The organism is Bradyrhizobium sp. S3.12.5 (genome assembly GCF_040548225.1).
Classification (GTDB): Bacteria; Pseudomonadota; Alphaproteobacteria; order Rhizobiales; family Xanthobacteraceae; genus Bradyrhizobium; species Bradyrhizobium cytisi.
Genome location: NZ_JBEPRF010000007.1, coordinates 229,729 through 247,039 on the forward strand (window position 1 = coordinate 229,729; position 17,311 = coordinate 247,039).

Sequence of the window (17,311 nt, forward strand, 5' to 3'; positions counted from 1 at the left end):
GGGATCATGCGTAACGCCGGATGGTTGGTCGTGAGCGTGGCGATCGTCGCGGGATTGACGGTTGCCGTATCGCGAGCCGCGGAAGAGCAACCCGCAGCCGCAACCGAGGCGAACGCACCGCCGACGGTGCAGTCGCCGGCTTCGGTGGTGCCGATCACGCCGAAGGATGCCGCGCCGCCGCCCTCGGTGACCATCATCGGCGCCAGCGACGCCCATGGCGTGCTCGGACGGGACGTGCGCAGCGCAGCGGACGAGGACATGGGTCATATCGTCGACGTCATCGTCGATCTCACCGGCCATGTGCGCGCCGCCGTGATCGATTTCGGCGGCTTCCTCGGCGTCGGCAGCCGCAAGATCGTGGTCGACTGGAATGCGCTTCGTTTCGGCAAGATCACCAACAAGAAGGACAGTATCACGCTGGAATTGACCAAGGCGCAGGTCGCAGCCGCGCCGGAATACAAGGAAGACACTCCGATGGTCGTGCTCGGCGCGTCCGGTAGCCTGCAACCGCTGCAAGCGATTCAGTGAGGCGCGGGGAGGGATGGCCGCCGGTGCTTTCATCGTCGAAGAAGCCGAACCATGGAGCCCAGGATCGCGACGGCCGCGTTGAGCAGGAGAGTTTCGCCGGCGTGCCATCGATCGCGGGCATTCCGGCGCCGTCGCGCCGGAGCCTGCGCGGCCTCGACTGGTTCATCTTCTTCCTCGCGGACGTGCAGACCGGCTTCGGCCCCTTCATCGCGGTCTATCTGACCACGCAGAAATGGACCCAGGTCGAGATCGGGTTCGTGCTGTCGATCGGCGGCATTATCGCGCTGATCGGTCAGATGCCAGGCGGCGCCATCATCGACGCCGCGAAATCCGAGCGGCTGGTTGCGGCGCTTGCGATCGCGACCATCGGCTGCTGCGCGCTCGCCTATGCGGCGATGCCGATCTTCCCCGTCGTGGTGGCGGCGGCCACCTTGCATGCGGCGGCGAGCTGCGTGCTGGGCCCGGCGATCGCGGCGATCAGCCTGGGCCTGGTCGGTCCGCTCAAGATCGGCGAACGGCTCGGCCGCAACGCCCGTTTTGCCTCGCTCGGCAATGGCGTCGCCGCCGCGGTGATGGGCACCGCCGGCTATCTTCTCTCGAGCCGCTCGGTATTCCTCGTCAGCTTCCTGCTCGCGATCCCGACCCTGATCGCGCTGTCGCGGATCCGCGAGGAGGAGGTCGACATCGCGCGCTGCCACGGCGAGATGCCACGCGAGGCGCCGGTTCCCGGGGACACCAATGTCTGGCATCTGATCCGGCAGAAACCGCTCATCGTCTTTGCGCTGAGCGTGCTGCTGTTGCAGCTCGCAAACGCCTCGATGATGCCGCTGATGGCAAGCGCCGTGACGGCGCGGTCGAGCCAGTGGGCGACGGTGCTGGTGGCCTTTTGCATCGTCGTGCCCCAGGCGATCGTCGCGCTGCTGTCGCCGACCGTCGGGCGCAAGGCGCAGCTTTGGGGTCGGCGCCCGTTGCTGCTGATCGGTTTCGCCGCGCTGGCGATCCGCGGCGTGCTGTTCGCGACCGTGCGCGATCCCTATCTGCTGGTGCTGGTGCAGGTGTTCGACGGCTTCACGGCCGCTGTGTTCGCGGTGATGATCCCGTTGATCGTGGCCGACGTCGCCTTCGGCAGCGGGCATTTCAATCTGGCGCAAGGCATCGTCGGCACCGCGACCGGCCTCGGTGCGTCCTTGAGCACCGCGCTTGGCGGCTATGTCAGCGACAAGTTCGGCAATGCCACCGCGTTCCTCGGGCTGGCGAGCATCGCAGCGATCGGGCTGTTGCTGATCCTGTTCGTGATGCCGGAGACCCGGCGCACTGGCATGATCGCGACAAAAGAAATGGCCGGCTGAACCAGATCAGCCGGCCACAAGTGGGGAAGACAAAATCAGGCGTGAAGATTGTGCAAGCGCTGACTGTTGCGCAGCAAAGCTTGCGAAGCGTCAACGCTCTGTGCGCCCTGCGGTCATATGCGGCTCCCTCCCGGACGATCGTCGCTGGACGGCCGACGGTCGCCGGGCGTAACAATGCCGGAGGATTTGCGAAGATAGAGACAGGCTCTCTGAAGCAGGAGCGTGATGAGCATGCAGGGCAACGCCGAGGCGGGCAGGTGCAGGGACCTGCCGGGACAAATCGTGCTGGTGCTGCAAGGCGGCGGTGCGCTCGGCTCCTATCAGGCGGGCGTGTACCAGGCCTTGCACGAGGCGGGCATCGAGCCGGACTGGGTCATCGGCACCTCGATCGGGGCTATCAATGCGAGCCTGATCGCAGGCAACGCGCCGGAAAACAGGCTCGCGCGCCTGAAGGAGTTCTGGAAACGGATGGAGCAGACTCCTCTGCGCACCGGCGTTCCCGGCTTCGACGACAAGCTGGCCTATTGGTCGACTGTCACCCGCGGCATTCCCGGCTTCTTCCGGCCCAATCCACTTGCGCATGCCGGCGAGTCCTATCCGCTCGGCGCCGATCGCGCCGGCTATTATACGACTGCGCCGCTGGAGACCACGCTGCGCGAGCTTGTCGATTTCGGCCTCGCCAATCGCGGCGCGCCGCGTCTCACGGTCGGGGCGGCCCACGTAGGCACTAGCCGGATGCGCTATTTCGACAGCCGCGACGGTGAGCTGACGGTGAAGCACGTCATGGCCTCGGGCGCGCTGCCGCCGGCCTTCCCGGCGGTGCGTATCGACGGCGAGCTTTATTGGGACGGCGGCATTCTCTCGAACTCGCCGACGGAGGCCGTATTCGACGACAATCCTCGCAGGGACTCGCTGATCTTCTCCGTGCATCTGTGGAATCCCGCCGGCGCCGAGCCAACCACGATGGGGGAGGTGCTGACCCGCCACAAGGACGTGCAATATTCCAGCCGGATCGCGAGCCAGATCGAGCGCCAGCAGCAGGCCCATCGGCTGCGCCACGTCATCAACCAGCTTGCGGCCCGATTGCCCGCGAGCGAGCGCGATGATCCAGCGGTGAGGGATCTGATCGGCTATGGCTGCTCGACGCGCATGCATGTGGTGCGGTTGCTGGCACCGCAGCTCGATCGCGAGACCCACACCAAGGACATCGACTTCAGCCCGTCCGGCATCATGCGGCGCTGGGACGCCGGTTACGCGCATACAAGGTCGGTGCTGATGCGCGCGCCGTGGACCGGCGAATTCGATCCGCTGTCGGGCGTGGTGCTGCACGAGCATATCGACGAGATGCCGCTGGCCGCGGAATAGCGCCATAAGCGGCCGTTGGCTTCATCGAATTGCCACAGGCCTTGCGGATCGTCGGCTTTCGTCCGCAATCGAAAGACCCTGCAAGTGGTGACCGGGAACGATCTGGAATTGGCTCTCGATCAGGTCCGCGCCAATGCGCCGGGACCGGTGTCCGGCGTGTTCGGTACTGACACGGTGACCTGGCGGATCGATCGGGAGGCGGTCATCTTTCTCGGCGCCGGCCGTGCGCTGCTGCTTCAACTCGCGCATCCCTGGGTCGCGGCCGCCATCGCAGAGCATTCCAACACCCTAGCCGATCCGATCGGGCGCTTCCACCGCACCTTCGACATCGTGTTCGCCATGGTGTTCGGCTCGCTCGACCGCGCCATGCTGTCATCCCGGCAACTGCATCGGCGCCACAGCATGATCGTCGGCCAGATGCCCGAGACCGTCGGTCCCTTCGCTGTGGGTTCGCGCTATTGCGCCAACGACATCCCGTCGCTGCGCTGGGTTCACGCCACGCTGGTCGAGACCGCGCTGATGGCGCACGATCTGGTCCTGCCGCCGCTCTCGGTGGAGGAGCGCGAGCGCTACTGGACCGAGAGCCGGACCTTTGGCGCGCTGTTCGGGCTGACGGGCGATGATCTGCCGGCCGACTGGTCCGGCTTCGCAGCCTACGCCGCAGCGATGACGCAGTCGGACACGCTGACCGTAAGCCCGGCCGCGCGCGAGATCGCCGCGCAGATCTTTGGCGGCGCGCGCCCGTGGCTGCGGCCGCCGCGATGGTATCGCGCACTCACGGCAAGCCTGCTGCCGGAGCGTCTGCGCGCAGGCTTCGGGTTTGAGCTTGATGAGCAGCACGCCAAATCCGCCGACAACGCGCTGCGATGGATCAAGCGGGTCTATCCGAAATTGCCGGACAGGCTGCGCTATGTCGGTCCCTATCAGGAAGCGCAGGCCCGGCTGCGCGGCGAGCCGCAGCTCGACTGGATGACCCGCTGCCTCAACCGCGCCTGGATCGGCCGGCCGCAGATGGACGTGCGCGGGAAGGGGTGAGGTGCTAGCATCTCGTGTCGCGGACAAGCTGCAATGCGGGAGCATTGCGGCGCAGAGCCGGGACCCAGGGGCCGCGAACTCCGGCGCGACATGGGCCCCGGCTCGGCAGCGCACCGTCGAAGAGACGCTGCGCTGCGTCCGGGGCACGAGACGGGGGTGAAACGCCTCAGCCTCACGCCGCCGCGAGCTTCCGATACAGCGCGCTGTAACTTCCGGCCGAGATGCTCCAGGAGAACGACCGGCCCATCGCGCTGCGGCGCATGGTGTCGAGCTGGTCCTGGGCCATGAACGCCTCGAAGGCGCGGCGGACGCCGCCGAGGAAGGACTCGTGCGAGGGTCTTGAGAACAAAAAGCCGGTCTCGCCGTCTGTGATGGTTTCGGCGAGGCCGCCGGTCTGGTGACCGATCGGCAGCGAGCCAAAACGCTGGGCATACATCTGGCTAAGCCCGCACGGCTCGAAGCGCGACGGCATCAGCGTAAAATCGCTGCCGGCAAAGATGCGCCGCGCCTGGGCGTCGTTGAAGCCGATGGTGACGCCGATGGCGTCGGGACGGCGGCGATGGGCATCGATCAGCGCCTGCTCGAGCGAGGGCTCGCCGGAGCCGGTGACCACGATCTGCCCGCCGGCATCGACGATCTCGTCGGCGGCCGATAGCACGAGGTCGATGCCTTTCTGGTGCACGAGCCGCGCGACGATCGCAAACATCGGCCCGCGCGAGACCGCGAGGCCGAACTGCTTGCGTACGTAGTCCGCGTTGGCCTTCTTGCCGACCCAGTCGCCGGCGCCGAATTGCTGCGCGAGCTGGGCGCAGGAGCGCGGGTCCCAGCTCTCGTCGATGCCGTTGAGGATGCCGGTGAGCTCGGACGCTTCGGAGCGGACGCGCAGCAGTCCTTCGAGGCCGCAGCCGAATTCCTCCGTCGTGATCTCGCGCGCATAGGTGCCGCTGACGGTGGTGAGATGCGAAGCATAGACGAGGCCAGCCTTGAGGAAGGAGAGCTGGTCGTAGAACTCGACGCCGTCGATGTGGAAGGAGCTTTCGGGGACGCCGATCCGCCGCAGCGAGTCCTTCGGGAAGAGACCCTGATAGGCGAGGTTGTGGATGGTCAGGATCGACGGCAGCTTGGCGCCGCGCCAGGCGAGGTAGGCCGGCACGAGCGAGGCCTGCCAGTCATTGGCATGGACCAGATCTGCTGCCCAATTCTTGTCCAGCTTGCCCATGGCAAGCTCAGCGGCCGCCGAGGCGAGCCGCGCGAAGCGAATGTCGTTGTCCGGCCAGTCGCGCCCGGACTCGTCGCCATAGGGATTGCCGGGACGGTCGTAGAGTTGTGAGCACAACAGCACATAAACCGGCAGGCCGTCCTTGGTGGCGGCCCGGCCGAGCGAGCAGGCCGGCATCTCCGCAAATGCCGGGCAGCGGCCAACGACCTGAATATGCGTGAGTTGCTCGATGATGTCGCGATAGCCGGGCAGCATGATCCGGATATCGGCGAAGGGGCGGAGCGCTCGAGGGAGGGCAGCGGAAACAGCACCAAGTCCGCCGACGCGGACGAAGTCGTCCATCTCCGTGGTGACGAATAAGACCCTCAAGAACGATTGCCCTCTTCCGATCCCGATTGCTGCTATGCAAGATCGGGTCCAGTTGTCCCGGAAACGCTCAAGCCCCCCACGAGACGCATCGGTTCGGTAAAGACTTTCCTACTCAGCCGCCGCCCTCTAGGGTCGGCGCAGCAACAAGAGAGAACATCGATAGTTCCTAAGGGGCGGCAAGGAGACGTGGCCGGCATGCAGCTAGCAGATAAGCACGAAGACACGACGACAAAGGCCTTCGCGGGTCTGCGGGTCCTGGATTTTTCGACCACGATTGCCGGCCCGCATTGCGCGCGGATGCTGGCCGACATGGGCGCCGAGGTTATCAAGATCGAAACCGAGGGCGGCGAGACGATGCGGACGCGGCCGCCGCTGCGTAAAGGCTGCAGCACCGTGTTCGGCCAGCTCAATGTCGGCAAGAAGAGCGTGGTGCTCGACCTCAAGTCCGAGGACGGCAGGGAGGCGGTCCGCCGGCTGGTCGCCGCCGCTGACATCCTGGTCGAGAATTTTCGCCCGGGCGTGATGCGCCGGCTGCGGCTCGACTATGACAGCCTCCGCCCGGTCAACCCCAGGCTGATCTATTGCTCGATCTCGGGCTATGGCCAGACCGGTCCCTCGGCCGAGCTGCCGGCCTACGCGCCGGTGATCCATGCCGCCTCCGGCTATGACATGGCGCATCTCGCCTACCAGCCGGGCCGCAACCGTCCGGACTATTGCGGCATCTACCATGCCGATGTCGTCACCGGTACCTATGGCTTTGGCGCGATTGCGTCCGCGCTCTATCAGCGCACCGTGACCGGGCTCGGCCAGCACATCGACGTCTCCATGCTGGAATCGATGCTGACCTTGACGGTGATCGAATTGCAGAGCTCGCAATTCGCGGTGAAGCCGCCGCCGCGTCCGATGTTCGGCCCGACCGAGACCGCCAACGGCTATGTCATGATCACGGTCGCCAGCGAGAAGACGTTTCAGTGCCTGATGGGTGTGATCGGGCGGCCCGAATGGATCTCCGATCCGCGCTTCTCCTCCTATGCTCCGCGGCGCGAGAACTGGGCCGACATGATGGACGGCGTCGAGGCCTGGTCGAAGCGGCTCACGACCGATGCATGCCTTGTGGCTTTAAGCGCTGCCGGCGTGCCGGCCTCGGCCTATCGCACCATCAAGGAAGCTCTGGCCGATCCGCAGCTCGCGCACCGGCAGGCGCTCTCGTCGGTGGAGGACGGAGGCGGCGCGTTCCAGGTGCTCAATCTGCCGTTCCGGATGACGGGCGCTGACACGACGCCGGGCAAGACGATCGCTGTGCTCGGCGAGCACACGGATGCGCTGTGCGACGAATTCGGCCTCGGCGACGACGCGCCAATTCCGTCCGGCAAAACGACCGTGCAAGGCTGACGAAGGGCCAGGTTTGTCTCGTCCCGCCGCCCGTGCCATGGTGGCGCGACGAAGAAATATGCCGGGAGGACGCCATGAAGAGTTTCAAGGTCGCTGATTTCAAGGCGCCGCTGCAGGAGTTCGACGAGGCCACGCCGCAACCGTCAGGCACGCAGGTGCTGATCAAGGTCAAGGCCGCCGGCGTCTGCCACAGCGATCTCCATATCTGGGAAGGCGGCTATGATCTCGGCCATGGCCGCAAGCCGCTGTCACTGAAGGATCGCGGCATCAATCTGCCGCTGACCATGGGCCACGAGACGGTCGGCGAAGTGCTGGCGTTCGGGCCCGACGTGAAGCCGACCGACCAGGGCGGCCTCAAGCATGGCGATGTCGGCCTGGTCTATCCCTGGATCGGCTGCGGCAAATGCGCCACCTGCCTCGGCGGTGACGAGAACATGTGCCTGACGCCGCGCTCGCTCGGCGTCTATTGCGACGGCGGCTATTCCGATCACATGCTGGTGCCGCATCCGCGCTATCTGCTCAACCTGAACGGGCTCGATCCCGCGTCGGCCGCACCCTATGCCTGCTCGGGCGTCACCACCTACAGCGCGCTGAAGAAGGTCGAGCAGCACTTTGACACGCCGATCGTGATGTTCGGCGCCGGCGGTCTCGGCCTGATGGCACTGTCGCTCTTGAAGGCGATGGGCGGCAAGGGCGCGATCATGGTCGATATCGATGCCAGGAAGCGCGAGGCGGCGGAAAAGGCCGGCGCGCTTGCCACCATCGATCCCAAGGCGCCGGATGCGCTGGAGCAGCTGGCGAAGAAGGCGGGCGGCCCGATCCGCGCCGTGATCGACCTCGTCGGCAATGCCGCAACGACGCAGCTCGGCTTCGACTGCCTGACCAAGGGCGGCAAGCTCGTTATCGTCGGCCTGTTCGGCGGTGGCGCGACCTGGGCCCTGCCGCTGATCCCGATCAAGGCGGTGACGATCCAGGGCAGCTATGTCGGAAACCTGCGCGAGACGCAGGAGCTGCTCGATCTCGTCCGCGCCAAGAACGTAGCGCCGATCCCGGTGACGAAGGCGCCGCTCAACAAGGCCAACGACGCGCTGGTGCAGTTGCAGCAGGGCGCCGTGGTCGGGCGCACGGTGCTGACGCCGTAGCGGCTCTCTCCTCCGTCATTGCGAGCGGAGCGAAGCAATCCAGAAATCCCTCCGCGGACACAGTCTGGATTGCTTCGCTTCGCTCGCAATGACGGGCCTTTCTTTTCTTCGCCCAGGAATCACCCATGTCCGCAAACAACGCCTTCCACATTGCCGTGCTCGCCGGTGACGGCATCGGTCCCGAAGTCATGGCGCCCGCGCTTGAGGTGCTGCGCAAGATCGAGGCGAAGTCGGACTTGCGCTTCCGCTTCACCGAGGCGCCCGCGGGCGCCAACAATTATCTCGCGACCGGCAAGTCGATGCCGGATTCCACCATCAAATTGTGCGAGGAAGCGGATGCGATCCTGCTCGGTGCCTGCGGCCTGCCGTCGGTGCGCTACCCCGACAATACCGAGATCGCGCCGCAGATCGAGCTGCGCTTCATCTTCGATCTCTACGCGGGCGTGCGCCCGGCGCGGCTCATTCCGGGCGTGCAGAGCCCGATCGTCGGCGCTGACAAGCGCGGCATCGATCTCGTCGTGATCCGCGAGTCCACTGAAGGCCTGTTCGCCTCGATGGGCAAGGGCGTGGTCACCCATGAAGATGCGCGCGAGACCATGGTGATCACGCGCAGGACCTCAGAACGCCTGTTCGATTTCTCGTTTCGCCTCGCCGAGCGGCGCAAGGCGCGCGGCAAGCCGGGTGCGCTCGCCTGCGTCGACAAGGCGAACGTGTTCAAGGCCTTTGCGTTCTTCCGCGGCATTTTCGACGAGATCGCGAAGAAGCACCCCGAGGTGAAAACCGATCGCCTCTATGTCGACGCCTGCTCGGCCATGCTGGTCAAGCGTCCCTGGGATTTCGACGTGATGGTGATGGAGAACATGTTCGGCGACATCGTCTCCGACATCACCGCGAGCCTGATCGGCGGCCTCGGCATGGCACCGTCGGCCGACATCGGCGACAAATACGCCGTGTTCCAGCCGTGTCACGGCACCGCGCCCGACATCATGGGGCAGGGCAAGGCCAATCCCACCGGCATGATCCTGTCTGCGGCGATGATGCTGGACTGGCTCGCCGACAAGCACGGCGTCGAGAGCGCGGCGGAAGCCGGCGAGCAGATCGAGAGCGCGGTGGATCAGGTCTATGCCGCCGGCCTCAAGCCGATCGAGTTTGGCGGCAGCAACGGCACGGCGGATATTACCAGGGCGGTGCTCGCGGCGCTGTAGGAGTAATCGGACCGCGGGGCGCTTTCACCTCGCCCGCTTGCGGGGAGAGGTCGAATTTCGAGCGAAGCGCGAATTCGGGTGAGAGGGACTCTCCGCGAGTCGAACTCTTACCGTTGTTTTCGGCGACGGTCCCGTGCTCGCAGACGAATTGCTCGAATTTGTCATCAAGGTCGTCAAGACGCGTCGATCTCGAACGCGATGGGGCATAAGCCGATGTCCGGCTGCATGGGCGTATTGGCAGCCAAGGTTTTCCGTATTTTGTGAAAAGGGTATTTACCTACCAAAGACACCGCTCCGGCGCATCTTTGATCGGCTCGCCGTGAACGCCAATGGTGTTGAAGGCTTCGAAGACGGTTTATCGGCGCTGCACCAGACCAACTTGCCAAAATATCCGGACCTCTTGGCCTCAATCAGGTACATTCAGTAAGGGGTGGCTTTTGATCAACGGCCGCGAAGGCCGGCAACTACGATCGGAGCTGGCATGTCGAGAGGATTGAACCCTGCGTCTATAAACGAAAGCGTGCTGACGCAGCGCTTGAGCGAGCTTGAGTCCGCTGCGAACTGGCCGCCGTCTGTGCTCCAGGACCTCGAGCGCTTTATTCACACCGGCGACGACTATGATCTCTTTCGGGTCAACCCGATCAAGTACGCGACTGTCAACGGGTTGAGTGAGGCCGATGGAATCGACCTGTTTGTGCACGCCGCCAAGGTCGGCCTGTTCGAGATGCAGTGGCTACTCATCTGCGCCTATTGCCCACAGGTCGCAGGCAGTTTTCGTGAGCTGGACCAGATTCATCCACGCTTCCAGTGCGAGTTCTGCAACGCACTCAACGATGTGGCGTTGGATGACTATATCCAGGTTGCCTTTACAGTCTCGGATGCCGTCCGCGACATCGTGTTCCGCCATCCTGAGAAGCTGTCCGTGCAGGACTACTATCTGCGCTACAATTTCTCCGGAGATTTCAGGCCTCCACTTGGAATGACGCACGAACAACTCGTCGCGGCGCTCTCACGCGGATTTGCCGACATTGAAGCTGAGCAATGCAGAAGCTTCGAGTTTGACGTGACGGCCGGCCGTTTCGAGGTGCTTGACCTCAGCCATAAGCTGCTCCTGGTCTTCTTCGCCAACGGTGAGGTGGCGGGACCCCAAGGGACGCAAATTCAACTCGACTCGGGTCGGTTCGTGGTTCCGGACCGATCGATCGGGCCGAGAGAAATGGTCCTGGGCGATGGACTCTTTGCCTTTCGACGGACGACCGACGTCAGCCCAGGCAAGCATACCGTCGTGATTGAGAACCGCACGAGCGAGCGCGGCCGCTTCTGGTTCCTCCAGTATCCTCCCCAGTTCGTGCCTCATCTGGTCGAATACGAGCCCTTTCTGTCTGGCAAGCGGTTACTGCTCACCCCGTGCTTCGGCGAACTCTACAAGACGCAGTTGGTGGACGAGCGCGAGAGCCTCGCCGTCTCCGACATGACTTACCTGTTCACGGATCTGAAAGATTCGACTCCGCTGTATGAAAGCGTTGGCGACGTGAATGCCTATTTTCTCGTTCGTCAGCACTTCGACATCTTGAACAAGATCATTCGAGAACGATCTGGCACCATCATCAAGACGATCGGCGATGCGGTCATGGCCGGATTTGAGCGCCCACAGGATGCTGTCCGTGCCTCCATCGAGATGATCGAAGAACTGTTGCACTTCAACCAAACCGCTTCACGGCCGCTAGGCCTCAAGGTCGGTGTGCACAGAGGCAGGGCGGTTGCCGTACGGCTAAACGACCGGATTGATTACTTCGGGCAGGACGTGAATATTGCTGCACGCGTGCAAGGGCTTGCCGCCGTCAACGAGGTGTGCCTGACCGAAGCTGTCATGGAAGCCCCCGGCGTCAGTGACATCGTCGAAGGACGCCCGGCATCGCGCGACTACGAGAACTTGAAGGGCGTCGGCCAGAAGATGGAAATTCATCGGATTGGAGTTTCTCCGACACGGAGGTGAGCCCCGCTGATGCCGCCAGCGTCGTTCGCACATTTCAGCCATGGAGCAGCGCCGCTCGGCAGAAGCAAAAAGAGGCGAGGGCAATATCGAGTCTGCACACTGGGTCAAAAGGCCGCCGATAACGGCCGAACTGATGACAGTGTCCGCTCCACTCCGACCAGCAGCGCTTTTGCCTGATTGAGGTTTTGAGCGATTGACCGCCCGCGGGCCTTCCAGGAAAAAGGGGCCTCACGGCCCCTTCGTCATTTACCAGCGGTGCCAGTGGCGATGGCCCCAGCCCCATGGACGCGGGCCGTAACCGTAGAAGCGTCGCGGGCCGCCATAGTAGCCGTAGGCGCCGTAATAGTTCGGACGCCACCAGCAGCGGCCCCAGGCGTTGCAGACCATCCGCACCTGATCGACCTGCGCGGCCGGACCGCCTGCGATTTGATCGGCCTGCGGTATGCCGTTCGGCATCGCCGCGAGCGCTTGTCCCGACGCCAGCGCGGCGCTGCCCAGGGCAGCCAGACCAAGAACAGAAAGTTTGAGTGTCATCGCGATCTCCCTCATTGGTGGCGGGAGAACTTGCACCAGATCAATTGGTTGCTATCGCAGCGCAAGGCGGCGAGGAATTTAATCTTGGTGAATGAAGGTTCAGCTTCGCTCGCCTCAGCTTATCTGCCTCAGAGTCACTTCCCCTGGAACTGCGGCTTGCGCTTGTCCATGAAGGCCTGCCGGCCTTCGCGAAAATCGGCGCTGTCCATGCAGGCCGTGCCGATCGCCTTGATTGCGGTCATGTCGCGTGCGCTTTCGTCCTTCAGCACCTCCGCGATGGTGATCTTGGCGGCCTTGATCGCAAGCGGCGCGTTCTGCGAGATCGTCGCGGCAATCGCCATGGTCTCGCCCCAGAGCTGGTCGTCGGGGATCACGCGCTCGACGAGGCCGATGCGCAAGGCTTCGGTGGAATCGATGCGCATGCCCGTGTACATCAGCAGCCGCGCCCAGGACGGGCCGACGAGCGACACCAGGTGCCGCAGGCCGTCAAAGCCATAGGCGATGCCGAGCTTCGCCGCGGGAATGCCGAACTGGCTGTCGTGCGCGGCGATGCGGATGTCGGCCAGCATCGCGACCTGCATGCCGCCGCCGAGGCAAAAACCCTGGATGCAGGCAATGGTCGGCTTCGGGTAGTCGGCGAGCAGCGCGCGCTGGGCGGCGCTGCGCTTGCCGTACTCCTCGGAGGCCGCCGCATTATGGCGGTTTTTCTCGAACTGGCTGATGTCGGCGCCGGAGACGAACGCCTTGCCGCCGGCGCCGCGCATGATCACGACGCGGACTGAATCGTCGTCGCGCAACGCTGTCAGCGCTTCGCCAAATCCCTCCCACATCTCCAGCGACATCGCGTTGCGCTTGTCGGGATTGTTGAAGGTGATCACACCGACGCCGTCGGCGACCTCCGTGATGATCTTGCCGTCGGCGTTGGGAGCTTCATGGGAGAGATCGGGCATCGCGCGCTCGCTTGTCGTTGACGAGGCGCAATGTGCGACCGGGCCGAGGCCCAGGTCAACCGCGGCAGGGCGAGGGGATTTGCATCCGCCCGTGCCGCGATTGCATGTCTACTGCGCCATATGCGCGGTCAGCGGATGATTGCCGGCATTGCTGAAGAACGCGGCTTCTTCGGCGGTTGCCTCCAGCAACTGCTCGTCCTGGCTATAGACGTCGCTGCGGAACTGGATGGACTGGTCCCTGGTCATCCACGCGGTGAGATAGATCCAGGCCACCGGCACCTTCCTGGCCATCGCGACCTCCTGGTGCTGACCGGTGGCGATTTCCGCATCGATCGCGGCGCGGCTCCATTTCGGCTGGTCCTTGAGCAGCCAGGCGGCGAGATCGCGCACATTGTCGACGCGGGAGCAGCCGTGGGAATCGAAGCGGTAGTCGTCGCTGAACAGATTGCGCTGGTTGGTGTCGTGCATGTAGACCGAATAGGAGTTCGGCATGTCGATCTTCACCGCGCCGAGCGCGTTGAAGGTGCCATTCTGCTGGCGCACGGTGAAATTCGGCGTGTGCGTGCCCGACCAGTCGACCGAATGCGGATCGATCGGATTGTCGTGGCCGTCGAGCACCTCCATGTGCATGCGCGACAGATAGGTCGGGTCCTTGCGCATATGTGCGGAGATCTCGGTCTTGGCGATCGAGGAGGGCACCGTCCAGGTCGGGTTCAGCACCACGCCGGTGATCTGGGCCGTCAGCGTCGGCGACGGTTTTTCGGTCTTGCCGACGATGACGCGATAGCGCCGCACCACGACGTCGTTCTCGACCGCCTCGGCGAAGGCGGCGGGGATGTTGACCACGACATAGCGCGTGCCGAAGCTGAAGTTGGTGTTCTCAAGCCGCTCGAGCGACGCTTCCAGTTGCCGGATGCGCTTTTGCACTGTGACGTTCATGGCCGCGAGCGTGCGCGGCGTCATCGTGCCCGTCGGCGCAAGACCGTGGCGGGCCTGGAAGCGCCTCACACCGTCCGCGAGATCCTGGTCGAAAGCGCCGCTCGCCTTCTCGGCAGCGAGGTCGCCCGCGAGAATCAGCCGCTTGCGCAGAAGGTCGTCATTGGCGCCTTGCACGCCGGGCGCGAACCTGGCGTCCGTAGGGATCGTCGGCCAGCCGCCGCGCACCGCAAGATCGGAATAGCTCAGCGCCGCGTCCTTGATGCGCTGGGCGGTGCCTTCGTCATAGGTCGGCTCATGCGTCAGCGCGAGCGCTGCGGCCGAGCGGCTCTCGGCGGTCGAAGCCGGTGCCGCAATGGCGGCTTTGGGGACGGCGGCGTGAGCCGGGTTGGCGACCGCCGGCACGGTGCCGGAGGTGCCGGGCTTGGGCCCGGCCTGGCCCGTGGTCTCGGTCTGCGCAAGCGCAGAGGCGCTGACGATGAGGCCCATGGCAATGATCACGGCATGGCGTTTCGACATCTGTCTGGTTTTCCCCAAGAGGCAATTCCCGGCCGCTGTGCTGCGTGCGCCGATCAGCGAAATCGGCGGGAAGCTAGGGCATCAGGGTTGCGGTCCCATTAAGCGCATCGAGGCCCCTGCGCGTCCAACGCGGAGGCTCTCGAGTAGGTCGCAACAAGGTTGGGACGGGTTCGCGTAAACTGCGACGAATACCAAAAAAAGGGGCGGTCATGCCGCCCCAAAAATCGAAGGCCGCGCGCGTAAGGTGCGCACGCCTTTCTCCTGCCAATCAGGCTTCATCCTGCCAATCGGGCCTCGCCCAATCCGGCCGCGCCCCCGCGACGCGGCGGATTGAACATTGGCCGTGAAGGCCAGGCCGTCGATCGATCAGGCTTCGTTCGCCGCGATCGATTCCATCAGCGAGACGAGCTGACGCTGCACCGTCTGATCCTTGATCTTGCTGTAGGCGCGCAGCAGGCGGAGGCTGAAAGCCGAGTCCAGGAACAGGAGGCTTTCGACTTCGCGGGCCTTGTTGTCGCCGTCATAGAAGAAGGTCACGGGCACATCGAGGGCGGTGGCGATCTGCTGAAGCCGAGCCGCGCCGACGCGGTTGACGCCCTTCTCGTATTTCTGGACCTGCTGGAAGCTCACGCCGAGCTTTTCGCCGAGCTCAGCCTGCGAGATCTTCATCTCGACGCGCCGCAGACGGATCCGCTTGCCAAGCTCGATGTCCGGCTTGCCGGCACTGCGCTGCTTCATCCTTTTCGCCGCTGCTTTCATTTTGGTTTTCACCTTTGTTCTTCGGTTGAAAATCCCCCGAAGAGCTGGGTCAGGGGTTCGCCCATATACGAGTCCTTGAATTCATGCGGATGCACGAACTCTTCCTTAAACCACGGGAAGCGAGCCGGATTGAAAGCTTCGATCAGCCAATCAATCATGTGCCGCACGCGGGGAATCCGGCCGCTACCAGGGTGGTAGGACAACCAGATATCCAGCGGTCGGTTCAACTCGACCTCCAGTGGAATCAACTTCCCGCCAAGCGCAATGGCATAGCTCGGGAATACGCCGATTCCGGCTCCATTCGCGACAGCCCAGTAATTGGCGCTTGAGACGTTGGTCTTCATGACCAGAAGGTCACGCTCCGGAACGCCCGGGAAGAAGCTCTCGAAAGTTTCCTTGGCGGCGAGCTGGTCGGCGAATTGCAGCACCAGGCGGTGCTTGATCAATTCGAGCGCCGAGTGCGGCGTGCCATATTTCTCAAGGTATTTTTCCGAAGCCCAGAACATCAAATGCATGCGGCCGAGCCGCACCAGCTTGACGTCGAGCGCCGATGGCCGCGACAGATGGATGGCGACGTCGGCCTCGTGGCGGGAAACGTCCGCCGAGCGCATCGCGCAATGCAGGTCGACCAGGATATTCGGATAGGCTTGCTGGAATTCCACCAGCCGGGGGGCGAGCCAGAAGGTGCCCAGTCCCTCGGTGACGGCGACGCGAACCTCGCCGGTGAGGGCGTTGGCGGTTGAATCGCTGGTGCGCAACACGTCGAAGGCCGCCGCCTCCATGCGCTCGACAGCGGAGACCACCAGCGCGCCTTCATCGGTGAGATGGGTGCCGTGGACATCGCGTGTGAACAGGGTGGTGCCGGTCTGGCGCTCAAAATCATCGATCCGGCGGCGGACAGCGTTGATCGACAGAGACAAGCGTTCGGCCGCCGAGCGGAAGCTGCCGCATCGAACGACTTCCAAGAAGATGCGGGCCGCATCCCAATCGGAGAGGCCGCTGATGTTTGTCTTTAGGCGTTCCTCCAGTGGAACGCCCCTTTCCGCCAAGGAGTGCATACAAGTCCCTTCGGGGCGCTAAACTGGCAGAATCTAGCGCAAACCACAACCACGACGGGTTGGGGAACGGTGAGTTTTAAACGCCATACTTACCGCGCCCGAAGTGGTATTTTAGTGTGCTTGGGGTTGGGAATCGGGCTAGTTGTTGCCCGGAAGAGGGGTACACGTGCGTTCCGTTGCGAGCCTTACCATGGCTGCGGGATTGCCGGGTCCAATTGGACCTGAGGGTGGCGTGCGAAATGCCGCGCGCGCTCGCGGGATGGATCGATCGCGCGGGCCGAGGCGTTTCAGCTCCAGGCGTTTCAGCTCCAAGCGTTTCAGCTTCAAGCGTTTCAGCTCTCGCCATTCCGACTTGCGCCGCTTTGCAAAGCCATCTGGAACTGCGGTTTCGACGCAGAAACACATTGAAATCATCTTCGAGGGCGCGGATTCCTCATGCTATCCTTGGCTCGCTTTGGGGGCCAAGGGGATCGTTTCAAGCACGTCTCGCAGCCCGAACTAACGGAAAGAACGCCGTGTCGCATTCAGACGAACAGTTGCAGTCGGTGCTCGAGACGCTCGAGGAGTGCCGCAAGGTTCTCAACGAGAGCAACAGCTGTGAGTCGGCTGAGCTGCTCTCGATCGTCATCCTCGATGTCAGGATGAAGCTCAAAGGAATTGACAGTGCGGACCTCAAGGCGCTGTGCGACGAAATGCTGCGGAGCGCTGCCAGCGAGCCGCTGCCCCCCTCCAAGCAGACGCAGGACCAGCCCCGGCGTCCGCTGCTCCGCGTGGTGAAGTAGCCGCGCCGCTGAATCTCGCTTTTTGGCGAGATTTGTGCGCGTCCCGATGCCGCATCTGTGATCGCAGACGGCATCGGGAGGAGCCTTGGTTTGATCGCGCCTCTGTTGCGCATTCCCCGGCATCGGCTACACCAGAGCCGGTTTGGCTCCGGCCATGCGCCCATTCCCGGCGC

Annotated in this window: 15 protein-coding genes; 9 read left to right on the forward strand and 6 right to left on the reverse strand. The window is 63.9% G+C overall.

The annotated features are described in order from the left end of the window. Positions 1-6: 6 nt before the first annotated feature. From ABIC09_RS12530 to ABIC09_RS12545, 4 genes are all read left to right on the forward strand, one after another. Entirely contained in the window at positions 7-528 is a 522-nt protein-coding gene (locus ABIC09_RS12530) for a PRC-barrel domain-containing protein (protein ID WP_187434597.1), read from the forward strand. Next, on the forward strand, positions 525-1,877 hold the full coding sequence (locus ABIC09_RS12535; protein ID WP_354109440.1) for an MFS transporter: 1,353 nt from the start codon (positions 525-527) through the stop codon (positions 1,875-1,877). The genes ABIC09_RS12530 and ABIC09_RS12535 overlap by 4 nt, the downstream gene beginning before the upstream one ends. 225 nt (positions 1,878-2,102) lie before the next feature. Next, positions 2,103-3,242: a patatin-like phospholipase family protein gene (locus ABIC09_RS12540; protein WP_502917666.1), complete on the forward strand. Its 1,140-nt coding sequence runs from the start codon at positions 2,103-2,105 to the stop codon at positions 3,240-3,242. 84 nt (positions 3,243-3,326) lie between these two features. Beyond that, complete coding sequence (locus tag ABIC09_RS12545; protein WP_354109441.1) at positions 3,327-4,277, forward strand: oxygenase MpaB family protein; 951 nt, start codon at positions 3,327-3,329, stop codon at positions 4,275-4,277. Between the two features lie 172 nt (positions 4,278-4,449). On the opposite strand, the gene glgA is transcribed toward ABIC09_RS12545, so the two are convergent. Next, on the reverse strand, positions 4,450-5,865 hold the full coding sequence (gene glgA / locus ABIC09_RS12550) for a glycogen synthase GlgA (protein WP_354109442.1): 1,416 nt from the start codon (positions 5,863-5,865) through the stop codon (positions 4,450-4,452). A gap of 195 nt (positions 5,866-6,060) precedes the next feature. Here glgA and ABIC09_RS12555 point away from each other — a divergent pair, with 195 nt between their 5' ends. From ABIC09_RS12555 to ABIC09_RS12570, 4 genes are all read left to right on the forward strand, one after another. Then, complete coding sequence (locus ABIC09_RS12555; protein ID WP_354109443.1) at positions 6,061-7,257, forward strand: CaiB/BaiF CoA transferase family protein; 1,197 nt, start codon at positions 6,061-6,063, stop codon at positions 7,255-7,257. A 74-nt stretch (positions 7,258-7,331) separates the two neighbouring features. Beyond that, positions 7,332-8,399, forward strand: a complete 1,068-nt coding sequence (locus ABIC09_RS12560) for an alcohol dehydrogenase (protein WP_148749010.1) — start codon at positions 7,332-7,334, stop codon at positions 8,397-8,399. A 125-nt stretch (positions 8,400-8,524) separates the two neighbouring features. Beyond that, positions 8,525-9,604 carry an isocitrate/isopropylmalate dehydrogenase family protein gene (locus ABIC09_RS12565; RefSeq protein WP_354109444.1) on the forward strand — a complete coding sequence of 360 codons (1,080 nt, stop codon included), beginning with the start codon at positions 8,525-8,527 and terminating at the stop codon, positions 9,602-9,604. A gap of 481 nt (positions 9,605-10,085) precedes the next feature. Beyond that, positions 10,086-11,600 carry a DUF5939 domain-containing protein gene (locus ABIC09_RS12570; RefSeq protein WP_354109445.1) on the forward strand — a complete coding sequence of 505 codons (1,515 nt, stop codon included), beginning with the start codon at positions 10,086-10,088 and terminating at the stop codon, positions 11,598-11,600. Between the two features lie 246 nt (positions 11,601-11,846). On the opposite strand, the gene ABIC09_RS12575 is transcribed toward ABIC09_RS12570, so the two are convergent. The 5 genes from ABIC09_RS12575 to ABIC09_RS12595 all read right to left on the reverse strand — a co-directional run bounded on the left by ABIC09_RS12575 (position 11,847) and on the right by ABIC09_RS12595 (position 16,356). Beyond that, positions 11,847-12,134 (reverse strand): hypothetical protein, encoded by a 288-nt coding sequence (locus ABIC09_RS12575; RefSeq protein WP_354109446.1) that lies wholly within the window; start codon positions 12,132-12,134, stop codon positions 11,847-11,849. Positions 12,135-12,268: 134 nt separating this feature from the next. Beyond that, entirely contained in the window at positions 12,269-13,084 is an 816-nt protein-coding gene (locus tag ABIC09_RS12580; RefSeq protein ID WP_354109447.1) for an enoyl-CoA hydratase, read from the reverse strand. Positions 13,085-13,192: 108 nt separating this feature from the next. Continuing rightward, positions 13,193-14,539: a L,D-transpeptidase family protein gene (locus ABIC09_RS12585; RefSeq protein WP_354109448.1), complete on the reverse strand. Its 1,347-nt coding sequence runs from the start codon at positions 14,537-14,539 to the stop codon at positions 13,193-13,195. A 366-nt stretch (positions 14,540-14,905) separates the two neighbouring features. Next, positions 14,906-15,277, reverse strand: a complete 372-nt coding sequence (locus ABIC09_RS12590) for a helix-turn-helix domain-containing protein (protein ID WP_014497036.1) — start codon at positions 15,275-15,277, stop codon at positions 14,906-14,908. A gap of 29 nt (positions 15,278-15,306) precedes the next feature. Beyond that, on the reverse strand, positions 15,307-16,356 hold the full coding sequence (locus tag ABIC09_RS12595; RefSeq protein WP_148749002.1) for a LysR family transcriptional regulator: 1,050 nt from the start codon (positions 16,354-16,356) through the stop codon (positions 15,307-15,309). A gap of 515 nt (positions 16,357-16,871) precedes the next feature. Between ABIC09_RS12595 and ABIC09_RS12600 the strand changes: the two genes are divergently transcribed. Further along, on the forward strand, positions 16,872-17,138 hold the full coding sequence (locus ABIC09_RS12600) for a hypothetical protein (protein WP_354109449.1): 267 nt from the start codon (positions 16,872-16,874) through the stop codon (positions 17,136-17,138). Positions 17,139-17,311 lie beyond the last annotated feature (173 nt).